16 protein-coding genes are annotated in these 14,359 nt (G+C 33.3%); 7 read left to right on the top strand and 9 right to left on the bottom strand.

Annotated features, from left to right (window positions below; translation table 11 throughout):
• Position 1: 1 nt before the first annotated feature.
• The 7 genes from hisD to hisIE are packed head-to-tail and all read left to right on the top strand — an operon-like array spanning position 2 to position 6,043.
• Positions 2 to 1,297: a histidinol dehydrogenase gene (hisD, locus tag ACM39_RS07510; RefSeq protein WP_048510425.1), complete on the top strand. Its 1,296-nt coding sequence runs from the start codon at positions 2 to 4 to the stop codon at positions 1,295 to 1,297.
• Positions 1,284 to 2,309, top strand: a complete 1,026-nt coding sequence (gene hisC, locus ACM39_RS07505; protein WP_048510424.1) for a histidinol-phosphate transaminase — start codon at positions 1,284 to 1,286, stop codon at positions 2,307 to 2,309. The genes hisD and hisC overlap by 14 nt, the downstream gene beginning before the upstream one ends.
• A 4-nt stretch (positions 2,310 to 2,313) precedes the next feature.
• Positions 2,314 to 3,408 (top strand): bifunctional histidinol-phosphatase/imidazoleglycerol-phosphate dehydratase HisB, encoded by a 1,095-nt coding sequence (gene hisB / locus ACM39_RS07500; protein WP_048510423.1) that lies wholly within the window; start codon positions 2,314 to 2,316, stop codon positions 3,406 to 3,408.
• Between the two features lies 1 nt (position 3,409).
• Positions 3,410 to 3,988, top strand: coding sequence for an imidazole glycerol phosphate synthase subunit HisH (hisH, locus tag ACM39_RS07495; RefSeq protein ID WP_048510422.1), 579 nt, complete (start codon positions 3,410 to 3,412; stop codon positions 3,986 to 3,988).
• Positions 3,989 to 3,991: 3 nt separating this feature from the next.
• A complete protein-coding gene (gene hisA, locus ACM39_RS07490) occupies positions 3,992 to 4,714 on the top strand; it encodes a 1-(5-phosphoribosyl)-5-[(5-phosphoribosylamino)methylideneamino]imidazole-4-carboxamide isomerase (RefSeq protein WP_048510421.1) in 723 nt (240 codons plus the stop codon).
• Entirely contained in the window at positions 4,707 to 5,459 is a 753-nt protein-coding gene (gene hisF / locus ACM39_RS07485; protein WP_048510420.1) for an imidazole glycerol phosphate synthase subunit HisF, read from the top strand. Before hisA ends, hisF begins: the two co-directional genes overlap by 8 nt.
• Positions 5,456 to 6,043, top strand: coding sequence for a bifunctional phosphoribosyl-AMP cyclohydrolase/phosphoribosyl-ATP diphosphatase HisIE (hisIE, locus tag ACM39_RS07480; protein WP_048510419.1), 588 nt, complete (start codon positions 5,456 to 5,458; stop codon positions 6,041 to 6,043). Before hisF ends, hisIE begins: the two co-directional genes overlap by 4 nt.
• Positions 6,044 to 6,073: 30 nt before the next feature.
• On the opposite strand, the gene ACM39_RS07475 is transcribed toward hisIE, so the two are convergent.
• The 9 genes from ACM39_RS07475 to ACM39_RS07435 all read right to left on the bottom strand — a co-directional run bounded on the left by ACM39_RS07475 (position 6,074) and on the right by ACM39_RS07435 (position 14,356).
• Entirely contained in the window at positions 6,074 to 7,249 is a 1,176-nt protein-coding gene (locus ACM39_RS07475; protein ID WP_048510418.1) for a M28 family peptidase, read from the bottom strand.
• Between the two features lie 97 nt (positions 7,250 to 7,346).
• On the bottom strand, positions 7,347 to 8,519 hold the full coding sequence (locus tag ACM39_RS07470; RefSeq protein WP_048510702.1) for a M28 family peptidase: 1,173 nt from the start codon (positions 8,517 to 8,519) through the stop codon (positions 7,347 to 7,349).
• Between the two features lie 103 nt (positions 8,520 to 8,622).
• Positions 8,623 to 8,967, bottom strand: coding sequence for a 50S ribosomal protein L20 (gene rplT / locus ACM39_RS07465; protein ID WP_048510417.1), 345 nt, complete (start codon positions 8,965 to 8,967; stop codon positions 8,623 to 8,625).
• A 122-nt stretch (positions 8,968 to 9,089) separates the two neighbouring features.
• Positions 9,090 to 9,287 carry a 50S ribosomal protein L35 gene (rpmI, locus tag ACM39_RS07460; protein WP_048510416.1) on the bottom strand — a complete coding sequence of 66 codons (198 nt, stop codon included), beginning with the start codon at positions 9,285 to 9,287 and terminating at the stop codon, positions 9,090 to 9,092.
• Positions 9,288 to 9,627: 340 nt separating this feature from the next.
• Positions 9,628 to 10,449: an alpha/beta fold hydrolase gene (locus tag ACM39_RS07455; protein ID WP_048510415.1), complete on the bottom strand. Its 822-nt coding sequence runs from the start codon at positions 10,447 to 10,449 to the stop codon at positions 9,628 to 9,630.
• A 238-nt stretch (positions 10,450 to 10,687) separates the two neighbouring features.
• Positions 10,688 to 11,248 carry a translation initiation factor IF-3 gene (gene infC, locus ACM39_RS07450; protein WP_082140546.1) on the bottom strand — a complete coding sequence of 187 codons (561 nt, stop codon included), beginning with the start codon at positions 11,246 to 11,248 and terminating at the stop codon, positions 10,688 to 10,690.
• Between the two features lie 41 nt (positions 11,249 to 11,289).
• Entirely contained in the window at positions 11,290 to 13,209 is a 1,920-nt protein-coding gene (gene thrS / locus ACM39_RS07445; protein WP_048510413.1) for a threonine--tRNA ligase, read from the bottom strand.
• A 344-nt stretch (positions 13,210 to 13,553) separates the two neighbouring features.
• Entirely contained in the window at positions 13,554 to 13,739 is a 186-nt protein-coding gene (locus ACM39_RS07440; protein WP_048510412.1) for a hypothetical protein, read from the bottom strand.
• An 11-nt stretch (positions 13,740 to 13,750) separates the two neighbouring features.
• Complete coding sequence (locus tag ACM39_RS07435; RefSeq protein ID WP_048510411.1) at positions 13,751 to 14,356, bottom strand: DUF4230 domain-containing protein; 606 nt, start codon at positions 14,354 to 14,356, stop codon at positions 13,751 to 13,753.
• Between the last annotated feature and the right edge of the window lie 3 nt (positions 14,357 to 14,359).

The raw sequence follows: 14,359 nt of genomic DNA, 5'->3' as shown, positions 1-14,359 counted from the left end.
TATGAATATAAACCGATATCCCGAAAAAAAAGAATGGACAAAATTAGTAGAACGTCCGGCTATTAAAAGAGAAGAAATTTCGAAAATCATTGTAGAGATTTTCACAAAGGTTGAAAAGTGTGGAGACAAAGCCTTATTAGAACTCAATAAAAAGTTTGATAATGTTGAAATTCAAAATTTAGAAGTTTCCCGAAACGAAATCCTTGAGTCAAATCTATTGATAAACAGTGATTTAAAAAAGGCCATCCAACAGGCAAAAGAAAATATTACAAAATTTCACGCTTCACAAATAACCGGTATTCAAAAAATAGAAACCGCAAAAGGCGTGATTTGCTGGAGAGAAAACCGGGCAATTGAAAAAATAGGGATTTATATTCCCTCAGGGACTGCACCCCTTTTTTCAACTGTTTTGATGCTTGCAATTCCCGCCCAACTTGCTGGTTGTAAAGAAATTATACTTTGTACGCCTCCCGATAAAAATGGAAGTATTAATCCGGCAATTCTTTATACGGCACAACTTTGTGGTATTACAAAGATTTTCAAAACAGGAGGAGCCCAAGCCATTGCAGCAATGACTTTTGGAACTGAAAGTATCCCGAATGTTTATAAAATTTTCGGCCCGGGAAACCAGTTTGTAGTAGCTGCAAAAGAATATACTCAAAATTATGGTGTGGCCATTGATATGCCTGCAGGCCCAAGTGAGGTTTTGGTAATTGCTGATAAACAAGCTATTTCGGGGTTTTGCGCTGCAGATTTATTATCACAGGCTGAACATGGAACTGACAGCCAGGTAATTTTTATTGCTGATGATTTCAAAATTTTTAATCAGACTATTGCTGATGTAGAAAAACAGATTAAAGCTCTACCAAGGAAGGAATTTGCTCAGAATGCTTTGAATAACAGCTATTTTATTCTTTTAAATAATATTGAACAAGCTATCGAATTTAGTAATTTATATGCTCCTGAACATCTTATCCTAGCGATAGAAAATTTTGAAAATTATATTCCGTTGATTCAAAATGCCGGTTCGGTTTTTCTTGGAAATTATTCATGCGAAAGTGCAGGAGATTATGCAAGCGGAACTAATCACACTTTGCCGACAAACGGATTTTCAAGAAATTACAGTGGAGTATCTCTTGACAGTTTCGTAAAGAAAATTACCTTTCAGAACTTATCAAAACAAGGAATTCAAAATTTAGGAAAAACAATAGAAATCATGGCAGAAGCTGAAGGTTTAACAGCTCACAAGAATGCCGTTTCAATACGATTAAAACAAATACAAAATGACAACAATTAATATCAACACTTTAGTCCGAAAAAATATTTTAGCATTACAGCCTTATATCAGTTTTAGGGATAATAATAAATTTGATTCACCTGTTTTATTAGATGCGAATGAAAATCCGTTTGGGAAATATAACCGTTACCCTGATTCTACACAGAAAAAACTGAAAGAAAAATTATCTCAGATTAAAAATATTCAGCCCAGCCAGATTGCGGTAGGAAATGGAAGTGATGAATTGATAGATTTGATTATAAAAGTTTTCTGCGAACCCCAAAAAGATTCAATCCTAATGATGAATCCTTCATTTGCCATGTATGGTTTTTATGCATCAATCAATGAAAACAAAGTTATAAAACTAAACCTAAACGAAAATTTTGACATTAATAAAGATGATTTTTTAAAGATTACAGCCGACAATTCGTTAAAAATTTTCTTTTTATGTTCTCCTAATAACCCGACAGGCAACTGTATACAAGATATTGAATTTTTTATTAAAAATTTTAATGGAATTGTGGTGGTAGACGAAGCTTATATAGAATTTTCTGATGAAAAATCAAGTGTAGAACTGATTGAGAGATATCCGAATCTTATTGTTCTTCAGACTTTTTCAAAAGCTTGGGGAAAAGCTGGTGCAAGAGTTGGAATTGCTTGCTCTTCAGAGGAGATTATCCGATTGATCAATTTGGTAAAAGCGCCTTATAATGTGAATTCTATGAGCCAGGAAATGATACTGAATTGTCTTGATAATCCCAATGAATTTGACAAGAACTTAGAAAATATTTTTAAGGAAAGAACTTGGTTAAATTCCAAATTTGAAGATGTAAACTGCATCAAAAAAGTATTTCCAACAGATGCAAATTTTTTCCTGATTGAATTTGAAGACGTGGAAAAAGTTTATGAAAATTTAGTGGAAAACGAAATTTTAACAAGTAAAAGAGCTCCTTCTATTCCCAATTGTATCAGAATCAATATTGGAAACCAAGAAGAAAATCAAAAACTGATTAATATTCTAAAAAACATTTAAAATCATGAAAAAAGTATTGTTTATAGATCGAGATGGAACATTAATTATTGAACCTCCGGTTGATTTTCAGGTTGATTCTCTGGAAAAGCTGGAGTTTTACCCCAAAGTAATTCAAAATTTGTCAAAAATTGCGAAAGAACTAGATTACGAGTTAATTATTATAACCAATCAGGATGGCTTGGGAACAGATAAGTTTCCTCTTGATAATTTCGTAAAGCCGCAGGAAAAAATGCTTAAAACATTTGAAAATGAAGGAATTATTTTCAATGAAATTCTGATTGATAAAAGCTTTGAACATGAAAATTTACCCACAAGAAAACCTCGAACAGGATTACTTGAAAAATATATTTACGGAGATTATGATTTAGAAAATTCTTTTGTGATAGGAGATAGAATTACAGATATTCAATTAGCAAAAAATTTAGGGTCAAAAGCTATTTTTATTAATAAAATTTACAATAAAAATGCTGAATTGACGACTGAAAGCTGGGATGAAATTTATCAATATTTAAAACAAATTCCGAGAAAAGCTAAAGTTTTAAGAAGAACCCATGAAACAGAAATAGAAGTCGAAGTAAACCTTGACGGGAAAGGAAATTCGGAAATTTCTACAGGTTTATACTTTTTTGATCATATGCTTGAACAAATTTCACGTCATGGGAATTTGGATTTAAAAATTAAAGTCAATGGTGATTTGCAGGTTGACGAGCATCACACTATCGAAGATACGGGAATTGTTTTGGGAGAAGCTGTTTTAAAGGCTTTGGGAAAGAAAAAAGGAATTGAAAGATATGGTTTTTTACTTCCGATGGACGATTGCCTTTCACAGGTTGCTATTGATTTTGGAGGAAGACCTTGGTTGGTTTGGAATGTAAATTTTAACCGGGAAAAAATCGGAGATGTACCTACCGAAATGTTTTTTCACTTCTTTAAATCTTTCACTGATTCTGCCAAATGTAATGTGAATATTAAAGCTGAAGGTGAAAATGAGCACCATAAAATTGAATCTGTTTTTAAAGCCTTTGCAAAAGCGGTAAAAATGGCAGTCAATCAAACCGACCAAAACTTCAATCTACCTTCCACAAAAGGAAGTTTATAATATGATAGCTATTATAAAATACAACGGAGGAAATGTATATTCTGTCCAAAATGCTCTGAACAGGCTGAATACAGAATCAATAATAACCGATGACTTTGATTCGATTAGAAAAGCCGATAAAGTTATTTTCCCGGGAGTAGGTGAAGCTTCTTCAACAATGAATTTACTCAAAGAGAAAGGTTTAGACAAACTTATCCCAACTTTAACACAGCCTATTTTGGGAATTTGTTTGGGAATGCAGCTGATGTGTAAAAGTAATGAAGAAGGAAATACAGCTGGAATGGGAATTTTTGATATTAATGTTAAAAAATTTCCGTCAGGAAACGTTGTTCCTCACATGGGATGGAACACAATTTCAGATTTCAAATCACTATTATTTTCGAAAATTCAAGAAGAAAATGATGTCTATTTTGTTCACAGCTATTATTGTGAATTATCAGAAAATACAACATCAATTTGTGATTATATTTTGCCATTTAGCGCGTCCTTACAGAGGGATAATTTTTTTGCAATGCAATTTCATCCGGAAAAATCGGGAAAAATTGGAAGCTTGTTATTGAACAATTTTTTAAAACTTTAAATTATGAAAATTATTCCGGCAATTGACATTATTGATGGAAAATGTGTACGTCTCTCAAAAGGAGATTATGACACCAAAAAAATATATCATGAAAATCCTGTAGAGGTTGCTAAAGAATTTGAAAGTTTTGGTGTGAAATTTCTCCACCTGGTTGATTTGGATGGCGCAAAATCACAACATATCGTTAATCAAAAAGTTCTAGAAAGTATTGCTAAAGAAACTTCGTTACAAATTGATTTCGGAGGTGGTTTAAAAACGCAAGAGGATATTAAAATAGCTTTTGGTTCAGGAGCTACACAGATTACAGTTGGAAGCATTGCTATTCAAAACCCTGAATTTTGTTATAAAATTATAAATGAATATGGCGCTGAAAAAATCATTTTGGGGGCTGATTGTGAAAATAGAAAAATTAAAACTTCCGGCTGGCTCAAAGAAAGCAATAAGGATGTAATTGACTTCATTCTTGACTATAAAAATAAAGGTATCCAGAATGTAATTTGCACCGATATTGCAAGAGACGGAATGTTGGAAGGCCCTGCGACTGATTTATACAAAATGATTTTGAATGAAACTTCAATTCAACTTACAGCGAGTGGTGGAATTTCAAATATTAAAGATGTTTATAAAATGAAAGAAATCGGCTGCTCAGGAACCATTATAGGCAAAGCCATTTATGAAGGAAAAATCAAACTGAAAGAAATTCAAAAATTTATTGAAAATGCTTAAAAAGAGAATTATTCCCTGTTTAGATATAAAAGACGGAACTACGGTAAAAGGGATCAATTTTGAAGGATTGATAAATGCAGGAAATCCCATTGAATTAGCTGAAAAATATGAAAAAGAGGGAGCAGATGAATTAGTTTTTCTGGATATTACAGCAACCATTGAAGAGCGAAAAACTTTCGTTGAATTGGTAAAAAATATTGCTAAAGAATTAAGTATTCCTTTCACAGTCGGAGGCGGAATATCTTCTGTGGAAGACGTGAGAAAATTGCTGGAAGCCGGTGCAGACAAGATCAGTATTAATTCTGCTGCAGTGAAAAAACCAAAATTAATATCTGAACTCTCATACGAATTTGGGAGTCAATGTATTGTCGTTGCAATTGATACCAAATTCGCTAATGGTTCAGATTGGGTCCATATCAAAGGAGGTCGGGAAATCACCGCTTTACAAACTCTTGATTGGGCAAAAAAATCTGAGGAATTGGGAGCAGGAGAAATTCTTTTAACTTCCATGGATGCTGACGGAACTAAAAATGGTTTCGATTTAAGAATTACAAAACTGATTTCTGAAAATGTGAATCTCCCCGTCATAGCCTCGGGAGGAGCCGGAAATGTAAAGGATTTTGAAAATGTTTTTAATGAAACACCAGCAACAGGAGCTTTAGCTGCAAGTATCTTCCATTTTGGAGAGCTGAACATCAATGATGTAAAGCAAGAATTAAAAAAACAAAATATAGCAATACGATGAAATTAGATTTTAATAAAGCAAACGGCCTTATTCCTGTTGTCATTCAGGATTACAGAACTTTACAGGTTTTAATGCTTGGTTATATGAATGAAGAAGCTTTTATAAAAACAAAAGAGGAAGGAGTTGTTAGTTTTTTCAGTCGTTCAAGAAACAGGCTCTGGACAAAAGGTGAAGTATCCGGAAATTTTTTATCCGTAAAAAGTATTCATAATGATTGTGATAATGATACAATTTTGATTAAAGTAATCCCAAAAAAAATTGTTTGCCATACAGGAAGTTTCAGCTGTTTTGGAGAGAAAGCTTCAAAAGGATTTTTATATGAGCTGGAAGAAAAAATTTCACAACGGATTGATGAAAAGATACATGATTCTTATACTTATTCATTATCTCAGAAAGGAATAAATAAAGTGGCTCAGAAAGTGGGAGAGGAAGCGATAGAGCTCGTAATAGAAGCCAAAGATGATAATGATGATCTATTTAAAAATGAGGCCGCAGATTTACTCTATCATGTTTTGATTTTACTTAAAGTCAAAAAGTTTTCTTTACAGGAAATTGAAGAAATATTACAAAGCCGGAACAAATAAAAAACCTCATTATAAATGAGGTTTAATTGTTTATCTTTCGATTAATATTTTTCTTACAACTTTCTCTTTATCGGTTTTTACAATACCCAAATAAACACCATTACTTAATTCTGAAACATTTATTTTAGTTTGATTTTCAGTCTTAAACAATGAGCGGGATGATAAATCCGTTATTTCGAAATGAAAGTTTCTAACTTTATTTGGAAGCTCAAGATACAACTCATCTTTCGCAGGATTTGGATAAATTTTTAATGACTCCAAAGAATTTTTCACTTTGGTTTCATCAGTTTTTAATAAACTGGTTGCAGCTACAGCGAAATGTTGCAGGGCACCCAAAGATGCTTTTCCGACATTGTAAATATAAACAGGATCTGTATTGGCAAAAGTATCATTTACTGTATGTGGATAATTACTTCTTATTTTTTCAAAATAACCTGTAATGACCTCACCTTTTGCTTCAAAAGGCATATAATCAGTATCTTCAGCTTCATCAATATCTGTTAAAAGTGGAGAATAAAGCTGGGTACAAGTTATCAATTCCTGGGTAGCAGCAACCGAAGCAGCTGTATTATTAGGATTGCCACCCATATCTTCATCACAATAAATTGTATTATTATTGTTACCCATTTTTCCACCTACCTGATCCAAATTGAAAACCAGTTTTATATCCAGTACACGGTTTGAACCTTGATAGGCAACAGTATTTGCATAATGAGAGCTGCCCTTCAAGCCTTGCTCTTCACCAGAAAAATGAATAAATTTAATTGAATATTCCGTAGGAACGTCTTTCATGATTCTTGCTGCTTCCAAAATAATTGATGTACCGCTTCCGTTATCATTAACTCCGGGACCAGTGATACTGTCGAAATGCCCGCAAATAATAACATATTTATCTGGATACAATGTTCCTGTTTTTGTAATAATTAAATTTTTAGAACTCGTACTTCCAAAAGTAAAAGGATCCTCTACAATCTGATTCGCAGAATATCCATAAGAAAGATATTTATTTTTTAGCCAAGCCAAAGCATTACCATTGGCAACAGATCCCGTCGTCTTGACCCCCAAATTACTAAACTCCTGTAAGTTTGTCGTAATATTGGTTTGTGTAACCAGATTGGCTCTATCTTGATATGCTTGTATAAAATTTTGGCCTTTTAAGCTAAATATTGTCAGAGAAAAAAGTAAGGAAGTAGCAATTTTTTTCACTTTATTTATTTTTATTACATTTTTAATAATTTCACAAATTTAACAATAAAAAAATCCTAAGCAAGACTTAGGATATAATAAATTTATTAAGAACATTTTATTTCTCAATAATAATTTTCTTGGTAACGGATTCTTTATCTGTTTTTACAGTGCATAAATAGTTTCCGTTTTCCAAACCGGACAGATTTATCTTAGCCTGGTTTTCTCCTTTTAATAAAGATCTACCCGTCATATCTGTTAATTCAAAACTGAATTTTTTTACATGATTTGGTAAATCTATGGTAAGGATATCTTTTACAGGATTCGGATACACTTTCACTGATTCTAAAGAATTTTTAGGAGATTCATTTACTCCCAGAATTGTAGTGGAAGCAGCCGCAAAATGTTGTAAAGCACCTACTGCAGCTTTACCCACATTAAAGACATAAGCAGGATCTATATTAGCAAAAGTATCGTTTACCGTATGCTCGTTATTACTTTGGATATTTTCATAAAAACCTGTGATAATATCACCATTTTCTTCAAAAGGCATATAATCTGACGAATAAGCATTAGACATTACTGTTTGAAGCGGGGAATATAACGTAGTGCAAGCTGCCAGTTGTTGTGTGAAAGAAAGAGATGCCGCATTATTTCCTGGCTGCCCGCCTTGATCGCTTTCACATTTTATTTTATTATTGTTGTTTCCTATTTTGCCTCCGACTTGGTCAATATTAAATACCAATCTGATATTCATCACGCGATTTCCGTTTTCGTACACCACATTATTTGCATAATGATCACTTCCGTACAATCCTTGCTCTTCACCGGAAAAGTGAATGAATTTAATAGAGTATTCGGTAGGAATATCTTTTAAAATTCTCGCAGCTTCCAAGATAATGGAAGTTCCGCTTCCGTTATCACTCGTTCCCGGACCTATAATTGTATCATAATGTCCGCAAATAATAACATAAATATTAGGATAAAGCGTCCCCGTTTTAGTTATGATTAAGTTCTTGGAATTTAAACTTCCTATAGTAAAAGGATCTTCTGTCATCTGGCTTGCCGTATATCCGTAGGAGGTGTACTTATTTTTCAGCCAATTTAGAGCATTTGTATTTGCTACAGAGCCGGTAGTTTTTACTCCCAGACTTTCGAATTCCTGTAAATCATTCGTAATATTAGTTTGAGAAACCTGATTAACCCTGTTTTGATAAGCCTGAATAAAAGATTGTGCCTGCAAACCATAACCTGCTAATGAAAAGAGTAGAAGAGTAGTTATTTTTTTCACTTTAAAAGAAAGTTTTATATATTCAATAATTTTAAGCAAATGTATATAATAAAAAAATCCCGAGCAAAAAACTCGGGATTATATTGATAACAAAAATTCTACATTATTTTACTTGATCTACAACTGCTTTGAAAGCCTCAGGGTGATTCATTGCTAAATCTGCTAAAACTTTTCTGTTAAGCTCAATGTTGTTTTGTTTAAGAGCTCCCATAAACTGAGAGTAAGACATTCCGTGCTCTCTGGCTCCTGCGTTGATACGCATAATCCAAAGTGCTCTGAAATTTCTCTTTTTCTCTTTTCTACCACGGTAAGCATATTGCATTGCTTTTTCCACGGCATTTTTAGCTACAGTCCAAACGTTCTTTCTTCTACCGAAAAAACCTTTAGCTTGCTTTAAAATTTTCTTTCTGCGAGCTCTTGAAGCTACGGCATTTACTGATCTTGGCATAATTTAAATTGTTTTTTTGAAAAGGGCGGTAAACTGTTTCATTACACTTATCTGCACCGTTTCAGGGTTAAAATTTCTGAATTTTTTGAATTCTTATAAACCGAATTATAGATTTATAAAAACTACTTAATTGCTAATTGACGTTTAACACTTTTTTCGTCCACAGAAGCAACGTAAGAAGTAGTAGTAAGATTTCTCTTCTGCTTAGTTTCTTTCTTAGTTAAGATGTGGCTTTTATAAGCATTTTTTCTTTTGATCTTACCAGAACCGGTAAGAGCAAAACGCTTTTTAGCACCTGATTTCGTTTTTAATTTTGGCATTGTTTTGCTTTTTATGTTTTGTTATCAATATCTAATTACAATTTTTCTCAAAATACTCTAGTATTTATTGTTAAAGGGCCAGTATCCATAATTACATAGTCTCCTTAAACGCAATTTCATTTTTTATTTACCTGAGAATAGGATCTGCAAACCCATTTTCAACTCTACCACCTTTAAAAGTAAGTGTAGCAGGGAACTCATAAGTCCTGTAAGCAAATAAAATTTCTAATCATTGTGTTATATAAATCAGTTTGCAAAATTACGAAAAAAAATTCAGACTTTAAACATAAAATACCGCAGACATTAAATGTTTACGGTATTTATTTTTAACCAGGTATACTTATGATTTAAAGAATTCCAAAAGATCTTTATTGATAGTTTCAGCTTCTGTAGTTGGCATACCATGAGGGAATCCCGGATAAGAAATCAATTTCCCGTTTTTCAGTAGAGTAACAGCCACTTTGCCTGTTGTTTCAAAAGGAACAATCTGGTCATCTTCGCCGTGCATTACCAGCACAGGCACGTCCACATTTTTTAAATCTTCTGTAAAATCGGTTTCAGAGAAAGCTTTTACACAATCATAATGGGCCTTAATAGAACCGCTCATTCCTTGCCTCCACCAGTTTCTCTGAATACCTTCAGAAATCTTTGCACCTTCTCTGTTATACCCATAAAAAGGAAAAGTAATGTCTATGAAAAACTGTTGCCTATGTTTTGCCGTATTATTTCTAATATCATCGAAAACAGAAATAGGAACTCCGTTTGGGTTATTCTCATTCTGAACCATTATTGGAGTTACAGCGCTTACCAAAACTACTTTTGACACTCTTCCTTTACCATGTTTTGCAATATATCTGATTGCTTCTCCGCCACCTGTAGAATGACCAACGTGAATCACATTTTTTAAATCTAATGCTGTTACAATTTCGTCAACATCAGAAGCATAGGTATCCATATCATGACCATAAGGAGTCTGCTCAGATTTTCCGTGCCCTCTTCTGTCATGAGCAATTACTCTATATCCCTGCTCCAGGAAGAAAAACATTTGTGCATCCCAATCATCACTAGATAATGGCCATCCGTGGTGAAAAAATACAGGCTGCCCTTTTCCCCAATCTTTGTAATAAATTTCTGTTCCGTCTTGTAATTTAAGTGTGCTCATTTTATTATATATTTATTTATATTTTATTTTTATTATTTAATATAGCAAATTTAGAGCAAAACTTTTCACAGAATATTGATGTAGGATAAAATTTAATTATAAATTAATAAGTATTATGATTAATTATAAACCATACTCATTTATGCTTGATTTAGCAGAATAAACTAAATAGAAAATAAAAAAACCTCAAATTACTTTGAGGTTTGTATTATAATTTGACGGGACTCGTCACTAATGCTTATTTAGCCGGTTTTTTAGGACTCATCATCATAATCATTCTCTTTCCTTCAAGCTTAGGAAGCTGATCTACTTTTCCTACGTGCTCTAATTCCTGAGCCAGCTTCAGAAGTAAAATTTCTCCCTGATCTTTAAAGATAATTGAACGTCCTTTAAAAAACACGTAGGTTTTTAATTTTGAACCTTCTTCAAGGAATTTCTCAGCATGCTTTTTCTTAAATTCATAATCGTGCTCATCAGTCTGAGGTCCGAAACGGATCTCCTTTACAACCACTTTTACCTGCTTAGCTTTTAATTCCTTCTGCTTTTTCTTTTGCTCGTATAAGAACTTTTTGTATTCTAATACTCTTGCAATAAACGGTTCAGCCTTATCGGAAATTACTACTAAATCCAATTCTTGCTCAGCAGCAATTTGTCTTGCTTTGTCAATCGGATAAATTCCCGGCTCTACGTTATCTCCCACCAAACGAAGCTCTCTCACACGAATTTTATCGTTGATTAAGTGTAAGTCCTCTTGTACAGGACGTCTTTGTGGGCCCCTGTTGTTAAATCTTTGTGCTATTGTCTTAAATTTTATTGGTTAACTTTCTATTGACAGCTATTCTATATAGCTGCTTCTTTCTTAAAATAATTGACGAAATCTTCCATTTTCATCACTCCAAGATCTCCTTCACCACGTCTTCTTACAGAAATTGTGCCATCGTTCTCTTCGTTTTCGCCTATTACAAGCATGAACGGAATCTTATTCAATTCCGCATCACGAATCTTTTTACCTGTCTTTTCGTTTCTGTCGTCAATCTGACCGCTAATATCGTGATTTTCTAAAAATTGTGAAACTTTTTTTGCATAATCTACATATTTTTCACTGATAGGTAGAATTATAAACTGATCCGGGCTCAGCCAAAGAGGGAAGTCACCCGCAGTATTCTCAAGCAAAATCGCGATAAAACGCTCCATAGAACCAAATGGTGCTCTGTGGATCATTACCGGCCTGTGTTTTTCATTATCATTTCCGATGTAATGGAGATCAAATCTTTCCGGTAAATTATAATCAACCTGGATAGTTCCTAATTGCCATTTTCTGCCTAAAGCATCTTTCACCATGAAATCAAGTTTCGGACCATAGAATGCAGCTTCGCCATACTCAACTACAGTTTTTAAGCCTTTCTTTTGAGCAGCATTAATAATCGCATTTTCTGCCTTTTCCCAGTTTTCGTCAGAACCGATATATTTTTCTTTATTTTCAGGATCCCTCAATGAAACCTGGGTTACAAAATCTTCAAAACCTAAAGATTTGAAAACATAAAGCGTTAAATCAATTACCTTTTCAAATTCTTCAGAAAGCTGATCCGGAGTACAGAAAAGGTGAGCATCATCCTGAGTAAATCCACGAACTCTTGTTAAACCGTGAAGTTCTCCACTTTGCTCATACCTGTAAACAGTTCCGAATTCTGCATATCTTTTTGGTAAATCCCTATAGCTCCATTGTGAAGTTTTGTAGATTTCACAGTGATGAGGACAGTTCATCGGCTTTAGCAAAAATTCTTCTCCTTCATTCGGAGTTTTAATCGGCTGAAAACTGTCGGCACCATATTTATCCCAATGCCCTGATGTTACATACAATTCTTTGGCTCCAATATGAGGTGTCATTACAAATTCGTAACCGCCTTTTTTCTGAGCATCAGAAAGAAAATTTTCCAGCTTTCTTCTCAAAGCAGTTCCTTTTGGCAACCAAAGCGGCAAACCGGCACCTACCTTTTCTGAGAAAGCGAAAATTCCAAGTTCTTTACCTAATTTTCTGTGATCCCTTCTTTTAGCTTCTTCTAATCTTTCAAGATATTCAGCCAGTTCCTTCTGTTTAGGGAAAGAAATACCATAAACTCTTGTTAACTGAGGATTTTTTTCGTTTCCTCTCCAATATGCTCCTGCCGCATTTAAAATCTTAACGGCTTTTACAATACTCGTATTAGGAATATGTCCTCCACGACATAGATCTGTGAAATTATCGTGAGTTACAAAAGTGATTTCACCATCATTAAGGTTAGAAATCAATTCTACTTTATACGGGTTATCTGCATAAACTTTTAATGCCTCTTCTTTAGAAACAGGGTATAATGAGAACGTTGAGCCTTTTTTAGCATTTTCCAATACTTTCTTTTCAATTTTCTCAAAGTCTTTTTCAGATAAGCTCTCGTCCCCGAAATCTACATCATAATAAAATCCGCTCTCTATTGCAGGGCCTATTGTCAACTTAGCATCAGGATAAAATTCAAGGATAGCCTGCGCCAAAAGGTGGGCTGAAGAATGCCAGAAAGCTTTCTTTCCAAGATCATCGTTCCAGGTCAACAACTGTACCGTAGAATCCGTGGTTATAGGTGTGGTTGTTTCTACTTGTTTGTCATTAACAACTGCAGAGATGGTATTTCTAGCCAATCCCTCGCTTATAGATTTTGCCACATCTAGCGGAGTAACTCCCGCCTCGAATTCTTTGACGCTATTGTCTGGAAGTGTAATTTTTATCATTGTTTACTAAGAAATTTTAAGATGCAAAAATACGCATTTTTTATTTAAAATGATACATAAACGGTATATTTGAAATAAGAATTAATACTAAATCATGAAAAATACATTTGCAATTTTTGCATTACTTATTTCCAAACTCAATTCTTTCAGAAAAATACTCTAAAATTTTCAACTTCAAATAAAACACTAACCTTATTTTCTTATTGAAATTCTTGCAGTAGAGTATAGAGAATAATAAAAATTTTGAATTATATAAAATAAAAACATATCTATTAATGTTTTTCTGTAATATTCACTTTCAGAAAAAAGGTTCTGCCTTGTTGACAGAACCTTTTGATTTAAGATTATTCTTTAGTATTATCCGTTTTTCCTGATTTATTTTTGGAAGATTTTTGTACATCTTCTTTATCAATATCAGGCGGATTGGTCTTTTTTGATGAAGCAGGAATATTTTGGAAATCCTGATTTTGTTTTTTGGTTTCTGCAGCATTTGCAGATTCTTTGCTTTTATTATTTCCTTTTGAGTCCATAGCTTTAAATTTTATAGTCCTAAAACATCCAGTTTACCTGTCTGGTCTTCTATACTATAATTCAAAGCCTTTGCCAAAACGAATATATTATTAAGATTTTCCATTAATTGTTTGTGCCCTTCATCTCTTAATCTATTTTGATCAATAGATTTAATAGCAGCATCCTTTGCTTTTTGAGTTACACTTTTGATATCTTTCTCAGAAATTCTGTTGATAAAAGAATCGTCCATAGACTGAATTTCAACACTTGGAGTAATTCTTATATCTGCATTAGGTAATTCCGTAATAATCAGTTTTTTATTAATAGAATCTACCTTTATTTTCATCTTATTCAAATCATAAGAAACCTGCGCATTGGTTTTAGTATAGGTAATAATACTGTTGCTGGAAACTTCGCTTCCGAAAATTTCAATACCCATCTTTGTTTTCTGCATAGAAGAAGCATCCTGTTCCAAAACCACCATTTTATTCATCTTAGAAATTTGGTTTGTCAAAATATAATAATCTGACTTTTCCGTTTTACTTCCAAGATTGAAACAAGATTTCAGCCCGAAAAACAGGAATAACATGACAAGAACTCCTGCCAGAAATGGTACTATGATTTTATAATTTCTCAATAT

The organism is Chryseobacterium sp. FH2, assembly GCF_001045455.1.
GTDB lineage: Bacteria > Bacteroidota > Bacteroidia > Flavobacteriales > Weeksellaceae > Chryseobacterium.
The sequence above is the reverse complement of the archived record's forward strand: the minus strand, read 5'-3'. Positions and strand labels throughout refer to the sequence as shown.

What these genes read in the sequence shown, in the direction of transcription:
- hisIE (WP_048510419.1), top strand. Translation starts at nt 5,456, where the DNA reads ATGAAATTAGATTTTAATAAAGCAAACGGCCTTATTCCTGTTGTCATT.
- rplT (WP_048510417.1), bottom strand. Translation starts at nt 8,967, where the DNA reads ATGCCAAGATCAGTAAATGCCGTAGCTTCAAGAGCTCGCAGAAAGAAA.
- ACM39_RS07440 (WP_048510412.1), bottom strand. Translation starts at nt 13,739, where the DNA reads ATGGACTCAAAAGGAAATAATAAAAGCAAAGAATCTGCAAATGCTGCA.
- thrS (WP_048510413.1), bottom strand. Translation starts at nt 13,209, where the DNA reads ATGATAAAAATTACACTTCCAGACAATAGCGTCAAAGAATTCGAGGCG.
- hisB (WP_048510423.1), top strand. Translation starts at nt 2,314, where the DNA reads ATGAAAAAAGTATTGTTTATAGATCGAGATGGAACATTAATTATTGAA.
- ACM39_RS07455 (WP_048510415.1), bottom strand. Translation starts at nt 10,449, where the DNA reads ATGAGCACACTTAAATTACAAGACGGAACAGAAATTTATTACAAAGAT.
- hisA (WP_048510421.1), top strand. Translation starts at nt 3,992, where the DNA reads ATGAAAATTATTCCGGCAATTGACATTATTGATGGAAAATGTGTACGT.
- hisD (WP_048510425.1), top strand. Translation starts at nt 2, where the DNA reads ATGAATATAAACCGATATCCCGAAAAAAAAGAATGGACAAAATTAGTA.
- hisF (WP_048510420.1), top strand. Translation starts at nt 4,707, where the DNA reads ATGCTTAAAAAGAGAATTATTCCCTGTTTAGATATAAAAGACGGAACT.
- rpmI (WP_048510416.1), bottom strand. Translation starts at nt 9,287, where the DNA reads ATGCCAAAATTAAAAACGAAATCAGGTGCTAAAAAGCGTTTTGCTCTT.
- hisH (WP_048510422.1), top strand. Translation starts at nt 3,410, where the DNA reads ATGATAGCTATTATAAAATACAACGGAGGAAATGTATATTCTGTCCAA.
- hisC (WP_048510424.1), top strand. Translation starts at nt 1,284, where the DNA reads ATGACAACAATTAATATCAACACTTTAGTCCGAAAAAATATTTTAGCA.